The sequence below is a fragment of the Aquimonas sp. genome, assembly GCF_044377145.1.
In the GTDB taxonomy this organism is placed as follows: Bacteria; Pseudomonadota; Gammaproteobacteria; order Xanthomonadales; family Xanthomonadaceae; genus Aquimonas.
The window spans coordinates 1-22,837 of record NZ_JBILJQ010000059.1 but is presented as its reverse complement, the minus strand read 5'-3'; the positions used below and the strand labels follow the sequence as shown (position 1 = coordinate 22,837).

At 68.6% G+C, this 22,837-nt stretch carries 19 protein-coding genes; 13 read left to right on the top strand and 6 right to left on the bottom strand.

Annotated features, from left to right (window positions below; all coding sequences use genetic code 11):
* Window positions 1-138: 138 nt before the first annotated feature.
* From ACIQ7H_RS16260 to ACIQ7H_RS16240, 5 genes are all read left to right on the top strand, one after another.
* Window positions 139-4,269 (top strand): hypothetical protein, encoded by a 4,131-nt coding sequence (locus ACIQ7H_RS16260; protein ID WP_395793389.1) that lies wholly within the window; start codon window positions 139-141, stop codon window positions 4,267-4,269.
* Between the two features lie 19 nt (window positions 4,270-4,288).
* Window positions 4,289-5,002 carry a 4'-phosphopantetheinyl transferase family protein gene (locus tag ACIQ7H_RS16255; RefSeq protein WP_395793387.1) on the top strand — a complete coding sequence of 238 codons (714 nt, stop codon included), beginning with the start codon at window positions 4,289-4,291 and terminating at the stop codon, window positions 5,000-5,002.
* A complete protein-coding gene (locus tag ACIQ7H_RS16250) occupies window positions 4,999-5,196 on the top strand; it encodes a DUF2256 domain-containing protein (RefSeq protein ID WP_395793385.1) in 198 nt (65 codons plus the stop codon). The genes ACIQ7H_RS16255 and ACIQ7H_RS16250 overlap by 4 nt, the downstream gene beginning before the upstream one ends.
* Window positions 5,197-5,272: 76 nt before the next feature.
* Entirely contained in the window at window positions 5,273-8,785 is a 3,513-nt protein-coding gene (locus ACIQ7H_RS16245) for a PAS-domain containing protein (RefSeq protein ID WP_395793383.1), read from the top strand.
* A 139-nt stretch (window positions 8,786-8,924) separates the two neighbouring features.
* Entirely contained in the window at window positions 8,925-9,776 is an 852-nt protein-coding gene (locus ACIQ7H_RS16240) for a hypothetical protein (RefSeq protein WP_395793381.1), read from the top strand.
* Between the two features lie 3 nt (window positions 9,777-9,779).
* Here the strand turns inward: ACIQ7H_RS16240 and ACIQ7H_RS16235 are convergent, their stop codons facing one another.
* Complete coding sequence (locus ACIQ7H_RS16235) at window positions 9,780-10,631, bottom strand: substrate-binding periplasmic protein (protein ID WP_395793379.1); 852 nt, start codon at window positions 10,629-10,631, stop codon at window positions 9,780-9,782.
* Window positions 10,632-10,709: 78 nt separating this feature from the next.
* Window positions 10,710-11,597, bottom strand: a complete 888-nt coding sequence (locus tag ACIQ7H_RS16230) for a LysR family transcriptional regulator (protein WP_395793377.1) — start codon at window positions 11,595-11,597, stop codon at window positions 10,710-10,712.
* 126 nt (window positions 11,598-11,723) lie between these two features.
* Here ACIQ7H_RS16230 and ACIQ7H_RS16225 point away from each other — a divergent pair, with 126 nt between their 5' ends.
* Together ACIQ7H_RS16225 and ACIQ7H_RS16220 are read left to right on the top strand one after the other, a co-directional pair.
* Window positions 11,724-12,752 carry an alpha/beta hydrolase gene (locus ACIQ7H_RS16225; RefSeq protein WP_395793375.1) on the top strand — a complete coding sequence of 343 codons (1,029 nt, stop codon included), beginning with the start codon at window positions 11,724-11,726 and terminating at the stop codon, window positions 12,750-12,752.
* A 150-nt stretch (window positions 12,753-12,902) separates the two neighbouring features.
* Complete coding sequence (locus ACIQ7H_RS16220) at window positions 12,903-13,244, top strand: cyclophilin-like fold protein (protein ID WP_395793373.1); 342 nt, start codon at window positions 12,903-12,905, stop codon at window positions 13,242-13,244.
* A 58-nt stretch (window positions 13,245-13,302) separates the two neighbouring features.
* Here the strand turns inward: ACIQ7H_RS16220 and ACIQ7H_RS16215 are convergent, their stop codons facing one another.
* Window positions 13,303-14,196 carry a LysR family transcriptional regulator ArgP gene (locus tag ACIQ7H_RS16215; RefSeq protein WP_395793371.1) on the bottom strand — a complete coding sequence of 298 codons (894 nt, stop codon included), beginning with the start codon at window positions 14,194-14,196 and terminating at the stop codon, window positions 13,303-13,305.
* A 106-nt stretch (window positions 14,197-14,302) separates the two neighbouring features.
* Here ACIQ7H_RS16215 and ACIQ7H_RS16210 point away from each other — a divergent pair, with 106 nt between their 5' ends.
* The 3 genes from ACIQ7H_RS16210 (at window position 14,303) to ACIQ7H_RS16200 (ending at window position 17,175) form a co-directional block, all read left to right on the top strand.
* Window positions 14,303-14,920 carry a LysE/ArgO family amino acid transporter gene (locus tag ACIQ7H_RS16210; RefSeq protein ID WP_395793369.1) on the top strand — a complete coding sequence of 206 codons (618 nt, stop codon included), beginning with the start codon at window positions 14,303-14,305 and terminating at the stop codon, window positions 14,918-14,920.
* A 483-nt stretch (window positions 14,921-15,403) separates the two neighbouring features.
* Window positions 15,404-16,027: a hypothetical protein gene (locus tag ACIQ7H_RS16205; protein ID WP_395793367.1), complete on the top strand. Its 624-nt coding sequence runs from the start codon at window positions 15,404-15,406 to the stop codon at window positions 16,025-16,027.
* A 458-nt stretch (window positions 16,028-16,485) separates the two neighbouring features.
* Window positions 16,486-17,175, top strand: a complete 690-nt coding sequence (locus ACIQ7H_RS16200; protein WP_395793365.1) for a glutathione binding-like protein — start codon at window positions 16,486-16,488, stop codon at window positions 17,173-17,175.
* A 23-nt stretch (window positions 17,176-17,198) separates the two neighbouring features.
* On the opposite strand, the gene ACIQ7H_RS16195 is transcribed toward ACIQ7H_RS16200, so the two are convergent.
* Window positions 17,199-17,570, bottom strand: coding sequence for a VOC family protein (locus ACIQ7H_RS16195; RefSeq protein ID WP_395793363.1), 372 nt, complete (start codon window positions 17,568-17,570; stop codon window positions 17,199-17,201).
* Between the two features lie 87 nt (window positions 17,571-17,657).
* Here ACIQ7H_RS16195 and ACIQ7H_RS16190 point away from each other — a divergent pair, with 87 nt between their 5' ends.
* Both ACIQ7H_RS16190 and ACIQ7H_RS16185 read left to right on the top strand, forming a co-directional pair.
* The gene (locus ACIQ7H_RS16190; RefSeq protein WP_395793361.1) at window positions 17,658-19,004 is read left to right on the top strand and encodes a diguanylate cyclase domain-containing protein; all 1,347 of its coding nucleotides are present in this window, start codon (window positions 17,658-17,660) and stop codon (window positions 19,002-19,004) included.
* A gap of 78 nt (window positions 19,005-19,082) precedes the next feature.
* Window positions 19,083-20,192: a trypsin-like peptidase domain-containing protein gene (locus tag ACIQ7H_RS16185; protein ID WP_395793359.1), complete on the top strand. Its 1,110-nt coding sequence runs from the start codon at window positions 19,083-19,085 to the stop codon at window positions 20,190-20,192.
* Window positions 20,193-20,204: 12 nt separating this feature from the next.
* On the opposite strand, the gene ACIQ7H_RS16180 is transcribed toward ACIQ7H_RS16185, so the two are convergent.
* A complete protein-coding gene (locus ACIQ7H_RS16180) occupies window positions 20,205-20,993 on the bottom strand; it encodes a metallophosphoesterase family protein (protein ID WP_395793357.1) in 789 nt (262 codons plus the stop codon).
* Window positions 20,990-21,928 carry a diacylglycerol/lipid kinase family protein gene (locus ACIQ7H_RS16175; protein ID WP_395793355.1) on the bottom strand — a complete coding sequence of 313 codons (939 nt, stop codon included), beginning with the start codon at window positions 21,926-21,928 and terminating at the stop codon, window positions 20,990-20,992. Before ACIQ7H_RS16175 ends, ACIQ7H_RS16180 begins: the two co-directional genes overlap by 4 nt.
* A 434-nt stretch (window positions 21,929-22,362) precedes the next feature.
* Here ACIQ7H_RS16175 and ACIQ7H_RS16170 point away from each other — a divergent pair.
* A partial coding sequence (locus ACIQ7H_RS16170; RefSeq protein WP_395793353.1) for an alpha/beta fold hydrolase occupies window positions 22,363-22,837 on the top strand: 475 nt, incomplete at its 3' end.

Below are 22,837 nucleotides of genomic sequence, written 5' to 3'. Positions count from 1 at the left end.
GAATCCAAGCGATCGGTTCGCCACCCCGCCCATGCGCGGGGCGTAGCGACCCATCCCACGCAACCCCTACGCGCCTGCAGCTGCGTAGTATCCGGGCACGTGTATCCATGATTCCTCGCGCGTCCGGAGCGTCCAGGCATGTACCGATCGCTGCTGCTATTGCTGCTCTCCATCCTGATCGCGCCCGCCGCGAGCGCGCAGCCCTCGGTGCCATCGGCGCTCGAACCCTGGCGCGGCTGGGCCCTGCACGGACTGGACACGCTCGACTGCCCGCAGCAGGCCGATCAGAGCTTCGAACTCGATGCGGGGCTCTGCGCCTGGCCGGGTGAGCTGCGCATCGAAGCCGGCGCCGATGGCGCGGTCTTCAGCATCGATTGGACGCTGGAAGCAGCGGGCTGGGTCAGCCTGCCGGGCGACGCCCAGCACTGGCCGCAGTCGGTGCGTATGAACGGCCAGGACCTGGCCGTACTGGAGCGCGAGGGCCACCCGATGACCTGGCTCGGCGCCGGTCGCCATCGCATCGATGGCCGGCTGCCGTGGTCGAAGCGGCCGGAGACATTGGCGGTACCCGCCACCGTCGCGCGGATCGCGCTGAGCGTCGACGGCCGTGCGGTGACGGTGCCCGAACGCGACGGCAGTTTTCTGCGTCTGGGCCGTGCCGCTGCCACCGCGCCGGAAGCCGATGCGCTGGAGCTGCGGGTGTTCCGGCGCGTGGTGGATGGCTTGCCTCTGCTGCTGGAAACCCGGATCCAACTCTACGGCGCCGGCCAGCTGCGCGAAGAGCGGCTGCCGCAGGTCTTGCCGGCCGGCTTCGTGCCGCTGCAGCTGGACAGCGACTGGCCGGCGCGGCTGGAACCCGACGGCAGCCTGCGCGTGCAGGTGCAGGCCGACCAGAATGAAGTGGTGCTGCTGGCGCGCGCCGCCGAGCTGCCGGCGCGCATCGTTCGCCCACAAACCACCACGCCCTGGCCCGCCCAGGAAATCTGGAGCTACGCGCCCGATCCCGGTCTGCGCGGTAGCCGCGCCTCCGGCCCGCTGGAGGTCGACCCGCGCCGCGCCGATGTGCCGCATGACTGGCTGGACCTGCAGGCCTTCGCGCTGGCGCCGGGCGAGGCGATCGAGATCGAAGAGCGCGGCCGCGGCGAAGGCGTGGCCGGCGGCAATCGGCTGAGCCTGAGCCGCCAGCTGTGGCTGGACTACGACGGAGGCGGCTACAGCCTGCGCGATCAGCTCAGCGGCGAGCTGCGCGAGGGCTGGCGGCTGGAGGCGCTACCGCCGCTGCTGCTGGAATCGGCCCGCGACGGCGCCGGCGAACCGCAGCTGATCACCCAGACCGCCGCCGACGGTGCGCGCGGCCTGGAGTGGCGCAGGGCCGCGGTCAGTCTCGCTGCCGAGTTGCGCGTCGATCAGCGGGTGACCCTGCCCTTGGCCGGCTGGAACCAGCGCTTCGAAAGCGTCGACGTGAACCTGCACCTGCCGCCTGGCTATCGCCTGCTGCACGCGCCCGGTGCCGAGCCCGGCAGCGGCGACTGGCTGGGGCGCTGGCGTCTGCTCGATGTATTCCTGCTCGCGGTACTCGGCCTGCTGGCCTGGCATGCACTCGGTGTGGCCGGCAGCGTGGTCAGCGTGAGCCTGCTGCTGCTCGGCTACCACGAAGCCGAGCTGCCGCTGTTGACGATTGGTGCGGCGCTGGGCGCAGGGCTGCTGGCGCGGGCGCTGAGCAGCGGCCGGCTCGGCCTGTTCACCCGCTGGCTGCGGCGTGCGGTGCTGCTGTTGCTGGTGCTGCTGGCGCTGCCGTTCGCGATCGGCCAGGTGCGGCTGGCGCTGTATCCGCAGTTGGAGATCGGGCGTGGCGCGAGCATCGGTGACGCCCATCTGTCGGCGGGCATGGTGCTCGATCAGGCCACGCCGATGTCGCTGCCGGCGCCTGCCCCGTCGGCTCCGGGTGCGGCGGAAAGATACGCACCCGAGGACCGCGCCAGGCTTGAACAGATCTCGGTCACCGGCAGCCGCATCAAACGAACCGATCTGTTCCAGGGCTACAGCCAGAACACCGTGATGCAGGCCGGGCGCGCGCTGCCGCAGTGGAGCGGCGGCAACCTGCACAGCCTGCGCTACCCCGGACCGGTGACCGCCGATGAGCCGCTGCAGCTGCGCATCCTGCCGCCGTGGGCGCTGCGCGGTCTGCGCGTGCTGATGGTTGGCCTGCTCGGCCTGCTGCTGTGGCAGCTGTTGGGCAAGCCGCGACTGCCGCAGCTGCGCCCGCGACCGGCGTCAGCCGCGACCCTGCTGCTGCCGCTGCTGCTGGTCGGCGGTTTCTCATCCCCGGCGCGCGCGCAGCCCGCTGCCGCCTTGCCCGGGCCTGAGCTGCTGCAGGCGCTGCGCGAGCGCCTGACCGCCGCGCCCGAATGCGCGCCGGCCTGCGCGCGGATCGCGCGCATGGACCTGCGCGTCGACGGCGAATCGGTCTGGTTGGACCTCGAAGTGCATGCGCAGACGCGGGTCGCCCTGCCGCTGCCGCAGCCACAGGTTGAAGACGCCGCGGTGCTGGCCGAACTGCGGCTGGATGGCCAGCCGCTGACCGATCTGCTCAACGTCCACGGCCGCTGGCTGGCGCGGGTGCCGGCGGGGGTGCATCGCTTGCAGCTGCGTCTGCTGCCCGGCGGCGATCGTCTGCGCTTGGCCCTGCCGCTGCGGCCGGCGCTGATCCGCTTGGTCGACGCCAGCGGCGGCTGGCTGCTGTCCGGCGTGGACGACGAGGGCGTCGCGCAGGCCGGCTCGGTGCAGCTGCAGCGCGCGCGCAGCGCCGCAGCGGCAGACACGGTCGCGGCGGCCGCCGCGCAGACCTTCCCGAACTACGTGCGGGTGGTGCGTCGGCTCAACCTGGACACGCAGTGGAGCCTGAGTGGCTCGCTCCAGCGGCTGGCTCCGGTCGATGGCGATATCGCGGTCGAAATCCCGCTGCTGGTCGGCGAGCGTGTCGGCAGCCCTGGCCTGAGGGTGCGCGAGGGCCGGGTCGAGCTGGTGATCGCGGACGGCGAGGACAGCGCCAGCTGGCACAGCCAGCTTGATCGTCAGCACCAACTGGAGTTGATCGCACCGGCGCTCGACCAGCAGGCCGAGGAGTGGCGCATCGCGGTCGGGCCGATGTGGCGCGCCGAGTTCAGCGGCGTGCCCGAGAGCATCGACCCGGAGGCGATCGGCGACGACCTGCACGAGTTCGTGTTCCATCCGCGGCCGGGCGAGCGCCTGCAGATCAAACTGAGCGAACCGCTCACCGCACCCGGCGCGAGCCTGGCGCTGGAGCGCGTCGAGCTGCGCAGCGTGCTCGGCCGCCGCGCCCGCGACCACCATCTGCAGCTGGTTCTACGCAGCACCGCCGGCGGCGAGCATCGGCTCGCGCTGCCGGCCGACAGCGAGCTGGTCAGCGTCAGTCGCGATGGCGAAACCCTGCGCCTGTCCGCGCGCGATGGCGCGCTCGATCTGCCGCTGCAGCCGGGCACCCAGACCTACGACGTGCAGCTGCGCGAAACCGTGGCGATCGGGCTGTCCAGCCGGGGGCTGACGATCGATCCCGGCCTGCCGGCGGCGAATATCCACCAGTCCCTGGAACTGCCGGCCGGACACTGGGTGCTGTGGACCTCCGGCCCGCGCCAGGGCCCGGCGGTGCTGTACTGGGGCGAGCTGGCGGTGCTGCTGCTGTTGGCGCTGGCGCTTTCGCGACTGCCGCACAGCCCTCTGCGCGGCTGGCAGTGGCTGCTGCTCGCGCTGGGGTTCAGCGCGGTCAGCGTGTACGCCCTGCTGCTGGTGGCGGCTTGGCTGTTCGCAGTGACCTGGCGGGCGCAGCGCGATCCGGCCATGCTCGGGCGCGCCTTCAACCTGGCCCAGCTCGGCCTGTTGCTGCTGACCGGCGCCGCCCTGCTGGCGCTGGTGACGGCGGTGCCGCTGGGCCTGCTGGGACAGCCCGACATGCGCATTGTCGGCAACGGCTCCAGCGCGTGGATGCTGAGCTGGTTCAGTGATCGCCACGAAGGCCCGCTGCCGGCGACCCAGGTGCTGAGCCTGCCGATCGCGGTGTACCGCGGGCCGATGCTGGCCTGGGCACTGTGGCTGGCGGCCAGCCTGGTCGGCTGGCTGCGGCTGGCGCTGGCGGCGTGGATGCACGGCGGCTATTGGACGCCTTGGCGTCGAGGCGTCATACCCCCGGCGCTGCCGGAGGCACCCACAAGCGCTGATAATGGCGCCCCCGGCGCGGCGCGCTTCGAGTGATGCGGAGGTTCCCTTCCTGATGTCCAGCCCGTATGCGCCCGCCCTCAGCCTTGCCGACCACGTGTGCGTGGTGGCCCTGCATCTCGACGTGCTGGAGGCCGATTTCGAACTGCTCGATGCCGCTGAGCGCGCCCGCGCGGTGCGCTTTGCCACGCCGCAGCTGCAGCGCCGCTTCATCGCTGCGCACAGCGGCCTGCGGCAGGTACTGGCGCAGGCCACCGGGCGGCTCGCGACCGAGCTTGTCATCGCTCAGAACGCACTGGGAAAACCTTTCCTTCCGGCTGAATCGCAGCTGCATTTTTCGCTCAGCCACTGCGGCGGGCAGGCCCTGGTGGCGCTGGCCGACGCGCCGCTCGGGGTCGATATCGAAGCCCTGATCCAACGCGATACCGGCGTGCTGGCCACCCAGATCCTGACCCCGGCCGAGCTGTCGCGCTGGCAGTTTCTGCCGCAGTACGAGCAGATCGAATCGCTGACCGAGGCCTGGACGCGCAAGGAAGCGCTGCTCAAGGCCTGCGGGCTCGGCCTGCGCACGGACCCGAGCACGCTCGACGCCAGCCCGGGCGAGGCCGCGGTGCCGGCCGGCGGACGCTTCTGGCTGAGTGGTTTGAGTGCTGCGCCGGGCCACTGTGCGGCCTTGGCGCAATCGCTGCCGGCGAAGCCGGTGCAACGCTTCCGCCTGCGCGCGCAGGGCCTGCTCGAATCCGAAGCGTCGACCGCGGCGATCGCGTGAAGTCGCCGCTGCCCGAGAAAACCTGCCCGGTCTGTCAGCGGCCGTTCCAGTGGCGCAAGCGCTGGCAGCGCTGCTGGGACGAGGTCATCTACTGCTCCGACGCCTGTCGCCGCGGCACCCCGCGCGGCCGCGCCGGCGCCGCGGTGGCCCAGACCGCGCCAGCTACCCTCCGGCCCTCGAAGACGCGCCGCTGATGCGCTGCGCGCGCATATTGAGCCGACACCCGCCGTTGCAGCGCGTGTGCGGGTCGCAGCCCGGGGGAGGCACGCGATGATCGCCGGTTGGGTGCTGCTGCTGGTCTCGCTGGTCTATATCGCCATTCTGTTCGGCGTCGCCTACTACGGTGACCGTCGTCCGCTGTACCCGGAGCGCACCTGGCTGCGCCCGATCGTCTACAGCCTGGCGCTGGCGGTGTACTGCTCGTCGTGGACCTTCTACGGCGCGGTCGGCAGCGCGGTCACCGGCGGCTGGTCCTACCTGCCGATCTACCTCGGCCCGATCCTGATGTTCGTGTTCTTCAGCGGCATCATGCGCCGGCTGATCCACATCGCCCGCGAGCAGTCGATCACCTCGATCGCCGATTTCATCGGCAGCCGCTTCGGCAAATCGCAGGCCCTCGCCGCCCTGGTCACGGTGATCGCGATCATCGCCGCGGTGCCCTACATCGCGCTGCAGTTCAAAGCCGGCGCGATGAGCATCGAGGTGCTGAGCGGCGCCGGCAATGGCCTCGGTCAGGGCCAGCCGCCGGTGCTGGCCGATTCGGCGTTCTACCTCGCGGTGCTGCTGGCGGTATTCGCGATTCTGTTCGGCACCCGACGCATCGACGCCACCGAACACCACCACGGCCTGATGCTGGCGGTGGCATTGGAATCACTGGTCAAGCTGCTCGCCTTCGTCGCCGTCGGCGTGTTCGCCCTGTACTACGTGCCGGATGGCTGGGCCTTCGAGCTCGGCGCCCACATCGACACCCTGCCGACGGTGCCGAACGGCTTCATCGCCCAGACGGTGCTGGCGTTTCTCGCCATGTTCTGCCTGCCGCGCCAGTTCCAGGTCGGGGTGGTCGAGTGCGCGAACCCGGCCGACCTGAAACTCGCGCGCTGGGTGTTCCCGCTGTACCTGCTGATCATCTGTGTGCTGGTGCTGCCGATCGCCGCCGCCGGCACCCATCTGTTCGCCGACAGCGGCGTGCACCCCGATTCCTACGTGCTGCAGCTGCCGCTGGCGGCGGGGCAGAATGCACTCGCTCTGCTGGTGTATCTGGGCGGGTTCTCGGCCGCGACCGGCATGGTGATCGTCGCCACCGTGGCGCTGTCGACCATGGTCAGCAACGACCTGGTGGTGCCGGCCCTGCTGCGTTCGCCGAAGTACGCGCGAGGCGCGCCGCCGGATCTGTCGGTGCTGGTGCTGCGTATCCGCCGTATCTCGATTGTCGTCATCGCCTTGCTGGCGTATGCCTACCATCGCGCTGCCGAAGCGCAGCAGAATCTGGCCGACATCGGCCTGTTGTCTTTCGTCGCGGTGGCGCAGTTCGCGCCGGCGATCATCGCCGGCCTGTACTGGCGTGGCGCCAGCCGGATCGGCGCGATCGGCGGGTTGAGCGCCGGCTTTGCGGTGTGGACGCTCACCCTCCTGCTGCCGACTCTGGCCGAGGCCGGCTGGATGGACGCCGAGTGGATCCGCAGCGGCCTGCTGGGTCAGGCCTTCCTGAGGCCGCAGGCGCTGTTCGGTCTGTCCGGCTGGAATGCCATCACCCACGGCACCTTCTGGTCACTGCTGATCAATACCGCGGTGCTGGTGTTCCTGTCGCTGCGCTACCGCCCCAGCATCGACGAGCGCCTGCGCGCGCTGCCCTTTCTCGACCCCTGGTATCGGCGCCCGGTCGGTGCGGTGATCGAATGGCGCGGCCGGCTGTCGGTGGGTGACCTGCGCTCGATCACCGGCCGCATCCTCGGCCAGCGCGCCGCCGAGCGCGCCTTCGACGACTACGCCCGCGAAACCGGCCGCAGCATCACCGACAGCGAGGCCGCCGAGCGCGGCCTGCTGCAGTACACCGAGCGTCTGCTGGCGGGTGCCATCGGCGGTGCCTCGGCGCGTCGCGTGCTCACCACCGCGCTGCGCGGCACCGGCCTCGATGTCGGCGAAGTGGTCTCGCTGCTGGACGAGGCCTCGCAGGAGCTGCGCTTCAATCGTGAACTGCTCGCCGCAACGCTTGAGAACATTTCGCAGGGCATCAGCGTGGTCGATGCCGAAATGCGCCTGGTGGCCTGGAACCGCCGCTACCTGGAGATGTTCGACTACCCCGAAGGCATGGTCTACGTCGGCCGGCCAGTGGCCGATCTGATCCTCTACAACGCCGAGCGCGGCGAATGCGGCCCTGGCGGGGTGACCGAACACGTGCGCAAGCGCATCCGCTACATGCAGCGCGGCAGCCCGCATGTGTTCGAGCGCGTGCGCGCCGACGGCAGCGTGCTGGAAATGCGCGGCCGGCCGATGCCCGGCGGCGGCTTCGTCACCACCTTTACCGATGTCACCGCCTACAAGCACGTCGAGCACGCCCTGATCGACGCCAACGAAACCCTGGAGCAGCGCGTCGCGCAGCGCACCGGCGAACTCTCCGCGGCGCTGGAGGCGCAGCGCACCGCCAAGCAGGAGGCCGAGGCCGCCAACCAGTCGAAAACGCGCTTCCTCGCGGCCGCCAGCCACGACCTGCTGCAGCCGATGAATGCGGCGCGCCTGTTCACCTCGGCGCTGAACGCCAAGCCGCAGATCGACGCCGACGCACGCCTGCTGGCCGACCGCATCGACAGCGCGCTGCGTGCGGCTGAAGACCTGCTCGATGGCCTGCTGGATATCTCGCGCCTGGATTCGGGCTCGCTGCGGCCCGACCACACCGTGTTCACCGCCGATGTCCTGTTCCGTTCACTGCAGGAGCAATTCGCGCCGATGGCCGAACAGCGCGGCCTGGAGCTGCGGGTGCGCGCCGCCGCAGGCTTGGGCGTGCGCAGCGACCGCGGTCTGCTGCGACGCATCCTGCAGAACTTCATCGCCAATGCCCTGCGCTACACCCAGCATGGCGGCGTGCTGCTGGCGCTGCGCGTGCGCGGTGATGCAATCGAATTCCAGGTCTGGGACACCGGGCCGGGCATCGCCGAAGAACACAGCGCGGTGATCTTCCAGGAGTTCCGCCGGCTGGAGCAGCCCTCGCCCTGGGGCGAGAAAGGCCTGGGCCTGGGCCTGTCGATCTGCGAGCGCATCGCCCGCATGCTCGGCCACCCGATCGCACTGAGTTCCCATCCAGGCCGCGGCAGCGTGTTCAGCGTGCGGGTGCCGCGCGCACCGCTGTCGGAAATCGCCGCGCCGGCCAGCATCGAGTTTGTGCCGGGCCCGGTCGACGGCCTGCGCGTGCTCAGCGTCGACAACGATCCCAGCATTCTCGAAGGCATGCGCGCCCTGCTGCAGCGCTGGGGTCTGCTGGTCGACACCGTCACCGGCCTGGAGCCCGCCCTGCTGGCGGTGCGGGCGCAGCGCCCCGACATTCTGCTGGTCGACCTGCATCTGGGCGAAAGCCTTGATGGCCTGTCGGTGCTCGACATCCTGCGCCGTGAGCTTGGCCCGAATGCACCGCCCGGCGCGCTGGTCACCGCCGAGAGCAGCGACGAACTGCAGCGCCGCGCGCGCGAGGCCGGTTATCCGTTGCTCAACAAACCCGTCCGCCCGGCTGCCCTGCGGGCATTGATTGCGGCCCTGGCGAAACGTCGCGAACGCAGCGCTGAGCGCAGTTGAGTGCGCGATCAACGTCGCTTTGCGAACGCGCCTGATCGCTGCCGGCAGGCGCTGGATGGTGACGCGATGAGACACTATCCACACCACGGGCGGCGCCACCAGCGGCGCCGCGTCCATTCCGCCATACGAGTACAGCGCCATGAATTCCCTATTGATCTCCTGCGTTCGAGTGTTCCTCAGTGCCCTCCCGCTGTTGCTGGCCGCAGGCGCGCCGGCGCAGGCCAACGCCGCCGACGGCTTCCAGCTGCGTTCGCTCTCGGCAGAGCCGGGCACGCCGCAGGTGCTCCGCGCCGGAGTGCCGGTGGTGCTTGAATTCAGCGGGGTCTGGCGTGACAGCTGCGTGCCCACAGTGCTGGCGCTGGAAGGCACTGGCCGACAGCGGGTGCTGCGACTGGCGCCGCGGCCGTCGGGCAGCGGCTGTGCCGCTGTGCTGACCCCGTTCGCGCGTCGGCTGGAACCGCTGCGCTTTGCCGACGACTCGATCGGCGTGGTCAAGGTCGTGGTGGTCGAAGCCAATGCCGGCTGGGTCAGCGCGCACGAGCTGGTGGTGCTGAGCGCCAATCCCGCCGCCACACCAATCAGCGCCTTCAATGTCGACGGCTCCTGGTTCGACCCGACGCGCAGCGGCTCCGGTCTGCTGCTGCAGCATCGGCGCGCGGGCGCGCAGGAATCGCTGTCCGGCATCTGGTTCAACTTCACGCCCAGCGGCGACTCGCGCTGGCATGTGCTGGGGGCAGCGCGCTGGGTCACGCCTTCGCGCGCCGAGGGCCTGGTCTATCGGGCCAGCGGCCAGCCCTACGGCTGCACCGCGGAGTCGCCCAATCCAGACTGCGTGTTCACGCCTGCGGCCAATGCCGAGGTCGACACCGTCGGCCTGTTCAGCATCGAGTTCGAGGGCGCCGACCGCGCCGAGCTGCGCTTCAGCCTGCCGGGGCAGATCAGCGTTGACCCGGTGCCGGGGCGGTCGATCTGGCTGCAGAAGCTGCAGTAGCTGCTAGGGCGCGACCGTGCCGGCGCCGCCCGGCGCGCACTGCGGGTCGTTCGGCGAAGGCGGTTGCAGCAGCACGCTGAAGCTGTTGTAGCCGCCCGCTGCCATGATCGCCGCATAGCGCCCGTCGGCCTTGAGCGCGTCCAGCGCCTGCTGCCAGCGCTGCACGGTGGCCGCAGGCACATTGGTCGACAGGGCGAGATACAGGCAGATCCGGCGTGCGCTGAAGGCGTGCGCGAACTGCTCGGGCGCGAGCTTGGCCTCCTCCAGCACCGGGCCCAGCGCGGCGTTGTCGATGAACCAGTAGTCGATCCGGCGCAGCGCCAGCTGCTGCGCGCTGGAGACCGGGCGATTGGCTGCGACCAGATTGTCAAAGCCCATCTCGAGCAGGTACTGCTCGCGCGCATCACCGCGCACCACGCCGATCGCTGTCGCGGCTTTCAGATCCTCAAGCGACTGCACCACCCGCGTTTCCGCGTGATGCCGGTAGAAACTCCAATCGGCCACCGCCAGCGGCCCCACCCACTGCATCAAACCTTCGCGCCCGGCAATGCGCGCGGTCGCAAACAGGGCGATGTCCGGCTGCTGCAGCAGGCGCTGGTAGGCACGGTTCCAGGGCAGCACATCGATCGCACAGCCCGGCTGCAGCTGCTCGCACAGCGCCTGCACCACGTCAGCGCTGAACCCGACCAATCGACCGTTGGCATCCAGCCGATTGGCCGCGCCGACGTCCTCGGTCAGAAACTCAAGCGGCGTCACCGGCCCAGGCGGCGTGGCCGCCGCGGCGAACGGCAGCAGCAGGGCCAGTGAGGCGGCGACCAACGCTCGGCTGACAGCAGGTTGCAGGTGAGCGGGCATGCGGGCTCCGGCGCGCGGGGTGAAGCGGCGATGGTACATCGGGCTCGCGAGCTGGCCCGACTGGCGCGCCGTGAACCGCTACACGCGCAAGGCGTCGACCACCCGCGAAAACGCGGGCGAGGGCTGGCGTCGGCTGGGGTAGTACAGGTGATAGCCCGGGAACGGCGGGCACCAGTCGTCCAGCACGCGCAGCAAGCGGCCTTCGACGATGTGCGGAGAGAACTCCTGCTCGGGCAAAAACGCGATGCCCAGACCGTCCAGTGCAGCCAGAACCATGTGCGGCGACGTGTTGAAGGTGAGCTGTCCGTCAACGCGCACGTTCAGCGCGCGGCCGCGACGCTCGAATTCCCAGGCGTACAGGCCACCGTGCGTCGGAAACCGGATATTGATGCAGCGGTGGCGGACCAGCTCGCCAGGTGTCTTTGGCAGCGGATGCTTGGCAAAGTAGGCCGGTGATGCCACCGCCGCCATCCGCAGCTTGGGCCCGATCGGCATGGCGATCATGTCCCTGTCGATCGCCTCGCCGAGTCGGACCCCGGCATCGAAGCGGTCGGCCACGATGTCCCTGAATCCGTACGCGACATCAAACTCGATGTGGATATCCGGATAGGCATGCAGCAGCGGCATCAGCTTCGGCAGCAGAACGGTCTGCAGCACATGGTCGCCGCAGGTGATCCGCACCGTGCCGGCCGGCTTGTCGCGCAGTTCGGTCAGGGCATCGAGCTCGGATTCGATTTCGTCGAAACGGTGGCCGATCGCCCGCAACAGGCGTTCACCGGCCGGCGTGGGCGACACGCTACGTGTGGTGCGGGTCAGAAGCCGGATCTGCAGCCGCTCCTCCAACGCCTTGATCGCCTGGCTCAGCGCGGACTGGCTCACCCCCAGCATCGCACCGGCGCGGGTGAAGCTGCCTTCTCTCGCCACCGCGACGAAGGCCAGCAAATCATTGAGGTTGCGGCGTGCCATGGCGTCAGTCTGGCACGTCAGACTGATTAGTTCAGCTAATAGGGCATAGAAGAATTCATCGTCTAATCAAGGAGATTTCGCGCGCGGAGAATGGCCGCACTCACTGACGGCCCCCAGGACATCCGCATGAAAACCGCAATCGCGCTGATCGCGTTGATGCTTCACCCGCTGGCGGCGACCGCCGCTGACCTGTCGCGTGCCGCCGACAACTTCTACACCAGCGACGAGGTGAGCGTGCAGAAAGTCAGCTTCCGCAATCAATATCAGATGGTGGTGGCAGGGAATCTGTTCATCCCGAACGGGCTTGATCGCAGCGCACAGCACGCCGCCATTGTGGTCGGCCACCCGATGGGCGCGGTGAAGGAGCAGAGCTCCAACCTCTACGCCACCAAGCTGGCCGAACAGGGCTTCGTGACCCTCGCGATCGATTTGTCGTTCTGGGGCGAAAGCGCGGGACAGCCGCGCAATGCGGTCGCGCCGGACATCTACACCGAAGACTTCAGCGCGGCGGTCGACTTCCTGCGCAGCCAGTCCTTTGTCGACAAGGATCGGGTCGGCGCGCTCGGTATCTGCGGCAGCGGCAGCTTTGTCATCAGCGCCGCCAAGATCGACCCGCGCATCCGCGCGATCGCAACCGTCAGCATGTACGACATGGGCGCGGCCAACCGCAGCGGCTTGAGGAACGCCGTCTCGGTGGAAGACCGCAAGGCCGTGATCGCAGCGGCCGCGGCCCAGCGCGACGTCGAGTTCGCTGGCGGCGAAATCGCCCATACCGGCGGCACGGTTCACACGCTGGAGGCCGACACGCATCCGATCCAGCGCGAGTTCTACGACTTCTATCGCACCCCGCGCGGTGAGTTCACGCCGGCGGGCTCATCGCCGCAGGTGACCACCCGACCCACGCTGACCAGCAATGTAAAGTTCATGAACTTCTACCCGTTCGCCGACATCGAGACCATCTCGCCGCGGCCGATGCTGTTCATCACCGGCGATGCCGCGCACTCGCGGGAGTTCAGCGAGGCCGCGTATCGACTGGCTGGCGAGCCGAAGGAGCTGGTCGTGGTCGAGGGCGCGGGGCACGTGGATCTGTACGATCGCACCGCGCTGATACCGTGGGGCACGCTGGAAAACTTCTTCAAGTCACGGTTGGATTGAGTGGGCGGGCGACGGTGTGCTCATCGCCGCGCAGTGTTCTGCGCATTCGGTTGGGTGGCGCTGCTCGCGCTCGCTGCAGTTCAACCCAGGATCTCTGCAGTCACCGCCGGGCCCGGCGCTGCAGCGTTTGCTTCTGCGGAGGATGCGCGCATGTGGATGACCGTCGGCAATCAACGCTTCGCCATCCGCTTGGCCGACACCGCGGCCGGCCGTGCATTCGCCGCGCAACTGCCGCTGACGTTGGACATGCGTGATCTCAACCGCAACGAGAAGTACGCCGAACTGCCCCAAGCACTGCGCGCGACTGCGGAACCACCTGGAACAATCCGCAGTGGCGATCTGATGCTCTTCGGCACTGACACGCTGGTGGTCTTCTATCTCAGCTTCCGCTCGTCGTATGCCTACACCCGGCTGGGTCGCGTGGAGGGCCCGGGCGGTCTGGCGCAAGCACTCGGCACGCAGGGCGTCCGCGTCATGTTCTCTCGCGATTGATTGACCACATGCGCCCGCTGCCGGGTGGCGGGCGGAACGGCCTCCGCTTGCTGCAGGTTCAGCTGCGCAGCGCGGCCTCCGCCGCATCGCGCAGAGCACGGCTGATCCGCTGCAGGGTGCTGGACGCAACCGCAGCGTGCTGCCAGTACAGCGGCAGGTCGAGCCAACGGGTCGGGTCGGTGACGACGATGGCCCTGGCCTGCAGGGCCGGCGCGATCAGGGCTTCCGGGGCCAGGCACCAGCCAAGACCGCGCGCTGCGGCGACGATGAAACCGGAGGAGGTCGGAATGTAGTGCACGGGCGGGGTCAGCCGCGCGCGGGTGATTCGACGCACGAAGCGCCACTGCAGTTCGTCCTTGCGGTTGAACACGATCATCGGCGCCTTGGCAAGGGACGCGGCGTTCATGCCCGCGGCGAAGTAGCGCGCGGCGTACTCGGGCGAGGCGATCGCTCGATAGCGCATGCTGCCGAGCGAGTGCACATTGCAGCCCTGCAGCGGTGTCGACACCGAAGTGATCGCGCCCAGCACGCTGCCATCGCGCAACAGGCCCAGGGTGTGGTCCTGGTCGTCGACGCGTACGTCGAACACGTAGCCGAACTGTTGATGCAGCTGCGCAATCGCGGCCAGAAACCAGGTCTCCAGCGAGTCGTCGTTGACCGCGATGGCGATCGAGCGCGTTACCGCGCCGGCCTGTTGTTCCGGCGCGAACTCGGCCAGTGCCTCCGCCTCCAGTGCCTGCATCGGCCGCACCCGGCGCAGCAGCTGTTCGCCGGCTGGCGTGGGTCGGCACGGCAGGTGACGCACGACCAGCACCTGGCCGAGCCGGTCTTCCAGTGCCTTGATCCGCTGCGACACCGCCGACGGCGTGACCGACAGCCGCCGCGCGGCGGCATCGAAGCTGCCTTCCTCAAGCACCGCGGCAAATGCGGCGAGCTGGGGGTGAACAAGCACCGGCGATGCTCCGCATTAGAAAGTCTTACGAGCCTACAGGATTGCTCGCTGGCCTTACTTCCACCGGCACCGCAGCATGGCCGGACTTTCTCCCGGGTGCACCCCCATGCTCCTCGCAACCGCCTTGGCCGGATTCGTCGCCAGTGCCGGCCTCATCATCGCCATCGGCGCGCAGAACGCCTTCGTCCTCCGCCAGGGTTTGCAGGGCCGCCATGTCAGCCTCGTGGTCGCGGTGTGCATGCTCGGCGACATCGGCCTGATCCTGTGTGGCGTGGTCGGCATTGGCGCGCTGGTGCTCGAATGGCCGGGCCTGCTGCAGGCGCTGCGCTACGGCGGTGCTGCCTTTCTTGCCGTGTATGGCCTGATGGCGGCGCAGCGCGCCTGGCGTGGAACCGGTGGTTTGGACCCCGCGCAACAGGGCCCGACCAGCTGGCGGCACGTACTGCTGTCGGCGCTCGCGTTCACCTTCCTCAACCCACATGTCTATCTCGACACCATGGTGCTGCTGGGCAGCCTCTCCACCCAGTACCCGGGCTCGGCCCGATGGGCGTTTGCCGCGGGCGCCTGCAGCGCCAGCGTGGTCTGGTTCTCAAGCTTGGGCTTCGGCGCGCGTCTGCTGCTGCCGGTGTTCCGCAGGCCGCTGGCCTGGCGGGTGCTGGACGGCTTCATCGCCGTGTTCATGCTGACGATCTGCCTGCTGTTGCTGCTGCGCTCGCCGGTTTGAGGCGCGGTCGCCTTTGCTCGCTGAGCGAACAGATATCGCCGTCAAGCGAACTGACCGATGCAGCAAGAGGTTCAAACTCGCGTCGACATCGGCGTTCGTGCGTGGCGAATGGAACAGCCCCGCCGCCGTGTAGGCACGCGACGCGAGGGGTGCACGCGCTGCACATGCGTGAAGTCCGCGGCATCGCGACAGCACGGGCCCGCGTGGTCGTCTCTCGCGAGCGTTTACGCCCGAAGCCCGCAAAGGATGGCCTCGCGCGTACGCCTTTGGCACTCTATGCGTGCTCCCGGTCCTGCGCACGCGGATGGCGGCCTCCATACTCAGCCGCCGCGACGCGGGCGTGAGTTCCCAGAGCGTCAAGGGCCAGCGAGCATGCAGGCCCCACGATCAGGTTTGATGAGCAAGCAGCACCCATCGGCGCCAGCGCGGGATTGCACCGTTCGGCGCATTTGCACCCTTTCGTATCAATTGGAGGATCGATCAGTGAATTTTCTGTATCTGGCTCCGGCGCGCGGGACGCTTCAGCGTGGTGGCGGCTTCGCGCGCTGCTTGTTGCTCTGCCTGTTGCTGTCATGCGCGGCTGCACACGCGCAGACCCTGGTTCCCAACATGGAAGCAGTGAACGGCTCGACGCGGATCATGTTGGCAGGCGGGGTCGCGGAGCCCCCGTTCGCGGTCAGGGTGACGAACGCTCAGGGCCAGCCCATTCCCGGCGTGCTGGTGGAGTTCTACGTCAACCATTGCCTTGACCTCCTCCCACCGCCCGGCGGCGGTTGTCCGCGGGCCGCGCTCTATGGTCGATTCAATGCGTCGAACGGCAGCCCTGGGGTGGTGTCGGACGCCACCGGTCTGGCGACGTCCACCACCTTTGCTGCGGGATCGATTCCGGGACAGTACGAGGTGTATGCGCGCGTGCCGGAGCAGCAGGTCGGCAGTCTGCAGATTCCCTACAACATCAACTTCCTGTTGTTCCAAGTGCATCAACAGACGGTTGGCGGCGCGGGCGCGCCCGCGGGCACGATCATTCCGACGACCAGTGCCTGGGGGCTTGGCGCAATGTTGGCGCTGCTGTTGGGCGTCGCGATGGTGCGCCTGAAAGGAAGATGACTGCGGCGCGACGCGGCTGACTAGCTGGAGCCCCTTCTCTACGCTGCCCGCTCGAAGTCGCCGAAGTGTTCCGTGGGCCAACATCTGCGCCTGCATACAACGGGCTGTTGGCCTGACAGTCCCCGTCGCAGGTCGACTGGACAGTCAGGCACTGGTGCGCCGTGAGCAACGGAGCAAACGACTGCAGCGCGTGCTGCAGTCCGTTTGCGCGAACACCGCTCGACCACCGAGGGTCCTGGCCGTTGGTCGACGCCTGTCGCCCGATGCCGAGGCCAAACGGTGGCGGCAACTCGCTCGCTCGCGCGCGTGCAGTGGCCTGTGCCGCGGAAGTGATCGCCATCGTCGTGGTGCGCACGCCACGGCCATCACCGCTTCGGCTTCGCGCTCGGCCGCTCGGCATGGCTTCACCCAGGCAGTGCACAATCCGGTTCGGCCTCATCAAGTAGAGATCCACCGCCATGCTCGATCTGCATTACTGGCCCACGCCCAACGGCCACAAAATCACCCTGCTGCTGGAGGAGTGCGCGCTCGACTACCGCATCGTGCCGGTCGACATCGGCAGCGGCGCGCAGTTCGAGCCCGCCTTCCTGAAGATCGCCCCCAACAACCGCATGCCCGCCCTGGTCGATCACGCCCCGGCCGGCGGCGGAGCGCCGATCAGCGTGTTCGAGTCCGGTGCGATCCTGCTGTACCTGGCCGAGAAAACCGGGCGCTTCCTGCCAGCCGATCTGCACGGTCGCTATGAGGTGCTGCAATGGCTGTTCTGGCAGATGGCCGGTTTCGGCCCGATGCTGGGCCAGAACCATCACTTCAACATCTACGCGCCGGAGAAAGTGCCCTACGCGATCGACCGCTACACCCGCGAAACCGCGCGCCTGTACGGCGTGCTTGATCGCCGGCTGGCCGGGCGCGAGTTCATCGCCGGCGACTACAGCATCGCCGACATGGCCTGCTATCCGTGGGTGGTGCCGCATGCCCGGCAGAGCATCGATCTGGCCGATTACCCCGAGGTCGCGCGCTGGTTCGCCGCGATTGCCGCGCGGCCGGCAACGGTGGCCGCGTATGCCAAAGGCCGCGCCTGGGAACGCACCGGCGAGATGAGCGCGGAGCAGCGCAAGATCCTGTTCGGCACCCCGCAACCGCGCTGATCAGAGCGCGCGCCGATCTGCCCTCAAACCGACGAAAGCAGCCCGAACAAATTGCCCTCGGTGTCCAGCGCGAGAGCGACGAAGCCGTAGCTGCCGATCGACATCTTCGGCCGCCGGAGCTGGCCGCCGGCGGCCTCCACCCGCGCCGCTGCTTCAGCGCAGTCGGCGCAGTGGAGATACAGCACACAGCTGTTGCCGCCCGAGGGCAGGCCCGGGACTTGCATCAGCGCTCCCGGCGCGGGCGCCTCGGGCGTGGGGCCTGGAAATGCCCACATCTCGACGGCCTCCACCGGCAGTCGCGACAGGGTGCAGCCGAGCACCTGTTCGTAGAACGCTCGAGCGCGGCCGATGTCCTGAACGTAGATCTCGAACCAAGCGATGAGGTTGGATGACATGGATGGGTTCCTCCACCTGCTGACGGGATGCGCTGACGGTTTCCAGGGTGGCCGCCAGGTGGAATCTGTTGGCGCCGGAAAACGCTGATGGACTTGGCCTGTTCCAACCCGGATCGCGACAAGCCCTCGCTCGATCGCCTGCTCGACCTGCTGCTGGACGCGGTCTGCATGGTGGATCGCAGCGGCCGTTTCGTCTACGTCAATGCGGCGATCACCGAGATCCTGGGCTACACCCCGCAGGAGCTGGTGGGGCGCCCGATCGCCGACTTCATGCACCCGGATGACCGCGAACGCACCCTGCTCAGCGCCGCCCGGGTGATGCAGGGGGAAGCGCAGCGCCACTTCGAGAACCGCTATCTGCATCGCGATGGACATACGGTGGACCTGATGTGGTCGGCGCGCTGGTCGGAAGACGCCCGGCTGCGGATCGGCGTGGCCCGTGATGTCACCGCACTCAAGCGCGCGCAGCGCGTGCAATCGGCGCTGTACGCCATTTCCGAGGCCGCCCACGCGGCGGCCGACCTGCCGGCACTGTGCCGTCAGCTGCAGTTGATCCTGTCCGGCCTGCTGCCGGCAGGTCGGCTGTGTCTGGCACTTCGCCTGGATGAAGGCAACTACGAGTTCCCCTACCACGGCGGACCCGAAGGGCCCGCGGAAACCCAGACACCGCCCTGCACCGCGCAGCAGCTGGAACAGGTGCTTGCTGCTGCGGTGCCGACGCGTATGCAGCACGACGGCCTGACTTGGCTGGTGGTGCCGCTACGGGCCGGTACGCAGACGCTGGGCGTGCTGGCGGTGGCCGGTGAATCAGCGCTGGCAACCTACAGCGATGCCGACAGCGACCTGCTCGGCTTCGTGTCGGCCCAGGTCGGCACCCTGATCGAACGCAAGCAGGCCGAAACCCGGCTGCTGCACATGGCCCGGCATGATCCGCTGACCGATCTGCCCAACCGCGCCCTGTTCGAAGATCGCCTGCAGGCCGCAATGGCGGCGGCCGCAAGCAGCTGCAGCGGGGTGGCCCTGCTGTACCTCGACCTTGATCGCTTCAAGCAGATCAACGACCGCTACGGCCATGCCAGCGGCGATCGTCTGCTGTGTGAAGTGGCCGAGCGCCTGCAAAGCGCGGTGCGCGGTTCCGACACCGTGGCGCGCATGGGCGGCGATGAATTCGTGCTGCTGTTGAACGGCATCGGCAGCGCGGCCGGCGCCGAAGCCGTGGCCGAGAAACTGCGCATCCTGCTGGAGCAGCCGCTGGTGTCACTCGGCAACCCGGAATCGGTGTCGCCGAGTATCGGCATCGCCCTCTACCCGGAGCACGCACGCAGCGCGGCCGCGCTGATCGCGCGCGCGGATGCGGCCATGTACGCGGCCAAACTGGCCGGCGGTAATCGCGTTGTGCTGGCGACTTCGAGCGCGCTGCCGGCAGACAGCTGAGCCGCCGCGACAAGCCGGCGACCGCCCGTTCGGCACGCTGATAGCATCGTCGTCTCCGTTCCCCCTTTGGGCTTGCGTATGCGCACCGTGATTCCATCGATCGCCGCGACGCTGGCCCTGGTGCTGCTGCTGGCGTTGACACCCGCGCAGGCGCAGAAGGTGTATCGCTGGGTCGATGCGCAGGGGCGGGTGCAGTACAGCCAGACGCCGCCGCCGGGCGAAGCCCAAGAAGTTCAGCTGCGTGCCGATGCGCGCGCCGTGGACCCTGCCCGCACTGGCTACTGCGGCGCGGTGCAGCGCTACGCCGCCCGGGTCGGCGATGCGATGAACCGCGGCAGCCCACGCGACCACGCGATCGCCAGCGCGCGCAACATCGAGACCGAAATCGCCGACCTGGTCGACGACGCCGCGATCCAGGAAGTCGTCAACTACATCTACACCCACGTCGGCAACCGCCAGACCGGGCTGGCGATCTCCAACCTGGTGCACACCCACTGCATGCGCGGCAACTTCGGCCGCCTGCGCCCGGGCAGCGTGGCCGAGGCCGGTGGCGATGCCGGTGCCGCTCCGCACTCGCGCGGAGCACGCGGCGGCAGCGGCTTCGTGGTCGGCGGCCGCATCGCCACCAATCACCATGTGATCGAGGGCGCCGAGCGCATCACCGTGTTCCTGGCCGACGGCCGCAGCGCAGGCGCGCGTGTGGCCGGCAGCGATCAGGCGGCTGATCTGGCCGTGCTGCAGATCGATCTGCCGAACCTGCCGGCCGGCCTGCCGCTGGCCAGCGCCGAGGCGCCCATGGGCGCCGACGTGTTCACGCTCGGCTTTCCGCTCACCAGCATCATGGGCGCCAATGCCAAGCTGTCGACCGGCATCGTCAACAGCCAGACCGGCCTGCGCGACGACCCGCGCACGTATCAGGTGTCGGTGCCGGTGCAGGGCGGCAACAGCGGCGGCCCGCTGCTGAACATGCGCGGCGAAGTGGTCGGCATCATCACCTCCAAGCTCGCCGCCGAGCGCGTGTTCCGCTACACCGGCGACCTGCCGCAGAACGTCAACTACGCGGTGAAATCGAGCTATCTCGGCCCGCTGCTCAGCAGCGCTGGCGACAGCCTCGGCAGCGAGCCCGGCAACCTCGAAACCCTGGTCGAGCGGATCAAACCGGCGGTGGTGCGGATCGAGGTCGAGTAGCTCGCGCTCAACTCAGCTCAGTTCAAGCGCCTGCAGGCCGACCCGGCGAAAGCCCTGGCCATCCAGCGGGCAATCCCAGCGCTCAACTTCGCAGCGGCGCTCAGCGCGGTCGAAGCGGATCAAGTTGCACGAATTCGGAATGCCCGCGCGCAGGCGCTGCGATACCGCCGTGCCCGCATTGACCGCCCAGCTGCCCGCACGCTGCGGCAGCGGCTCGACGAACGGCCAGTGGATGTGCCCGGCCAGGAACAGGTCCGCCCCGGCCTGCGTCCAGCGCTGCAGCGCTGCATCGGCACCGCGGCAGCGGTTGTGCAGATCCTCGCTGCGATGCACCCACAGCGGCTGGTGGGTCACCACCACCTTCAGCTGATCCGGCGCCGCGCGCTCCAGCGCCGCGGCCACCTGCTCGACCTGCTCGGCCGAGATCTCGCCATCGATATGCCGCCGTCGCCGCGTGGTCTTGACCCCGATCAGCGTGAAACCCGCCTGGTCCAATCGCGGCGCCAGCTCGTGCAGGCCCAGCCCGCGCCGGAAGCGCGCATACGGCTGCAGCACTCGCTGCCAGAGGTTGAACAGCGGCACATCGTGATTCCCCGCCAACACCAGTTTGGGCAGCGCCGGCAGCGCCTCCAAAAATGCCCGCGCGCGCCCGAACTGCGCCGCGGTGGCGCGCTGGGTGATATCGCCCGACAGCACCAGCAGATCCGGCCGCTGCGCGTGCACCAGATCGACCAGCGCCCCAACCACCTGGGGCAGCTCGGTGCCGAAGTGGGTGTCCGAGATGTGCAGCAGCAGACTCATACGCCGCTGCTCCCGGCATCGGCCGGCACCAGCAGCGACAAGCGTTGCTCGGAAACCTTGAACTCCAGCGGCGGGCGCATCCGCACCACTTCGCCATCCAGGCCCACCCGCACCGTGGCGCGACGCGCCGAGGTCGGCGTCACCAGCAGCGAGTCGAAACCGAAGGCCTCGCCATCCGGAGTGTCGGTCCAGCGCCCGGCCAAGCCGCGCAGCGCCAACTTGAACAGCGCCATTCGCGACTGTGGCCGCAGCCGGACACCGAGCAAGCGGCCCTTCTCAACCGAGCCCGCTGCATCCAGCCCCATGCCTTCGAGCTGCAGCCGGTTGTTGCAGGCCACCAGGGTCAACACCTCTTCACTGACCTCGCCCTGCGGCCCGCGCATGCACAGATTCAGCTGCCGGTGCGTGCCGAGCAGGGTACGCAGGCCGGCCCAAAGCGCCACCCAGCGCGCGCGGCCCAGGCGCTGCTTGTAGCGCTCGCGGTCCTGCAGCAGGCGCCGATACAGGCCCAGGCTGGCATTGATCAGAAACACCCGGTCGTTCACCAGGCCGACCTGCACCTCGCGCACCTGCGCCTGCAGCAGGTCACGCGCCGCGGTTTCGATGTCTTCCGACAGGCCGTGGTTGCGGCCAAAGAAATTGAACGTGCCCTGCGGCAGCGCACCGAACAGCAGCCCGCTGCCCAGCACCTGCTGCACCACCGCATTGATGGTGCCATCGCCACCGGCGGCCACCACGGCGCCACCGGACGCCTGCGCCGCTGCAATCGCCGCCGCGATCTGCTGCGGCAGCTCGCGCGGGTGCCGCACCAGCCGCACCTCCACCTTGCGCCCGCCCTCGCGCAGCACGCGCTCCACGCAGGCCTTGCGCGCCTGCGCCTTGGTACGGCCGGACCCGGCGTTCATCACCACTTCAAAACTCGGAATGGGCTGCATGCAGATGCCGTTGGCCAGTGCGGGCGGACAGCACTAACGCAGGCAAGCGCAACAGAAGTCAAATGCGGAGGAGGGTGAGGGTGGTCGCGATGCCTGCGGGGACCGGATCACAACGACCGCTGCCGTACCGGGGCCGTTGATCGCTCGATGTGCAGCGAGCTTGCAGCGCCCTCCCGCGTGCTCGGCTCTGCGCTTGAAGGTGGTCGCTCGCTCGCGACCTGTGTCGACAAGCCCACCAACTGCCACGGTCGTTTGCGGGCCGCCCTTCGCAGATCTACAGGCTGCACCTGAGCGCGCCAAAGGTTCCGGTCCGCAGACGATCGCCTGCCTGTTTGGCGGTCGCACCTCGGACCGCTACGGCTGGCTGGAAGCGTCGGGCTCATGGTTGGTGATGACAGCACCGTCAGCGGTTTGAGGGCCTGACGGTGCAGGTCTTGCATCCAGCTGAAAGGTTTCCCTTCCCGGCACCACTCATTGAAGCGCAACCCGAACAGGGACCAAGAGCACCTGCACTCCGCCGTGAACTGAAAACCCGCTGGAATCCCGCCTTCACCGACAGGCTCAAGATGAACATCCTCGCGCGCAACAACGTCCACATCGAAGGCGACAGTGGTCCCGTGCTGCTCTATGCGCACGGCTTCGGTTGCAACCAGAACATGTGGAGCCGCGTCACTCCGGCATTTGCCAGCACCCATCGACAGGTCTTGTTCGACTACGTAGGCAGCGGGAAGTCTGATCTCTCCGCCTTCAACGCAGAACGCTACGCGAGCCTGCAGGGCTACGCGCAGCCCTACGCGCCTACACTCCACGAGACAGTGACGCAGCACGTTATCTCTCATTCTAGGGCGGCTTTGTTCGGAGACTCCCATGCCAAAGCCGTTGCGGGTTCGCCCGCCAGAAACATCTTCC

Coding starts and splice junctions, on each gene's coding strand:
- ACIQ7H_RS16185 (WP_395793359.1), top strand. CDS start 19,083: ATGCGCACCGTGATTCCATCGATCGCCGCGACGCTGGCCCTGGTGCTG.
- ACIQ7H_RS16200 (WP_395793365.1), top strand. CDS start 16,486: ATGCTCGATCTGCATTACTGGCCCACGCCCAACGGCCACAAAATCACC.
- ACIQ7H_RS16255 (WP_395793387.1), top strand. CDS start 4,289: ATGTCCAGCCCGTATGCGCCCGCCCTCAGCCTTGCCGACCACGTGTGC.
- ACIQ7H_RS16195 (WP_395793363.1), bottom strand. CDS start 17,570: ATGTCATCCAACCTCATCGCTTGGTTCGAGATCTACGTTCAGGACATC.
- ACIQ7H_RS16210 (WP_395793369.1), top strand. CDS start 14,303: ATGCTCCTCGCAACCGCCTTGGCCGGATTCGTCGCCAGTGCCGGCCTC.
- ACIQ7H_RS16240 (WP_395793381.1), top strand. CDS start 8,925: ATGAATTCCCTATTGATCTCCTGCGTTCGAGTGTTCCTCAGTGCCCTC.
- ACIQ7H_RS16220 (WP_395793373.1), top strand. CDS start 12,903: ATGTGGATGACCGTCGGCAATCAACGCTTCGCCATCCGCTTGGCCGAC.
- ACIQ7H_RS16245 (WP_395793383.1), top strand. CDS start 5,273: ATGATCGCCGGTTGGGTGCTGCTGCTGGTCTCGCTGGTCTATATCGCC.
- ACIQ7H_RS16190 (WP_395793361.1), top strand. CDS start 17,658: ATGGACTTGGCCTGTTCCAACCCGGATCGCGACAAGCCCTCGCTCGAT.
- ACIQ7H_RS16180 (WP_395793357.1), bottom strand. CDS start 20,993: ATGAGTCTGCTGCTGCACATCTCGGACACCCACTTCGGCACCGAGCTG.
- ACIQ7H_RS16235 (WP_395793379.1), bottom strand. CDS start 10,631: ATGCCCGCTCACCTGCAACCTGCTGTCAGCCGAGCGTTGGTCGCCGCC.
- ACIQ7H_RS16225 (WP_395793375.1), top strand. CDS start 11,724: ATGAAAACCGCAATCGCGCTGATCGCGTTGATGCTTCACCCGCTGGCG.
- ACIQ7H_RS16260 (WP_395793389.1), top strand. CDS start 139: ATGTACCGATCGCTGCTGCTATTGCTGCTCTCCATCCTGATCGCGCCC.
- ACIQ7H_RS16230 (WP_395793377.1), bottom strand. CDS start 11,597: ATGGCACGCCGCAACCTCAATGATTTGCTGGCCTTCGTCGCGGTGGCG.
- ACIQ7H_RS16175 (WP_395793355.1), bottom strand. CDS start 21,928: ATGCAGCCCATTCCGAGTTTTGAAGTGGTGATGAACGCCGGGTCCGGC.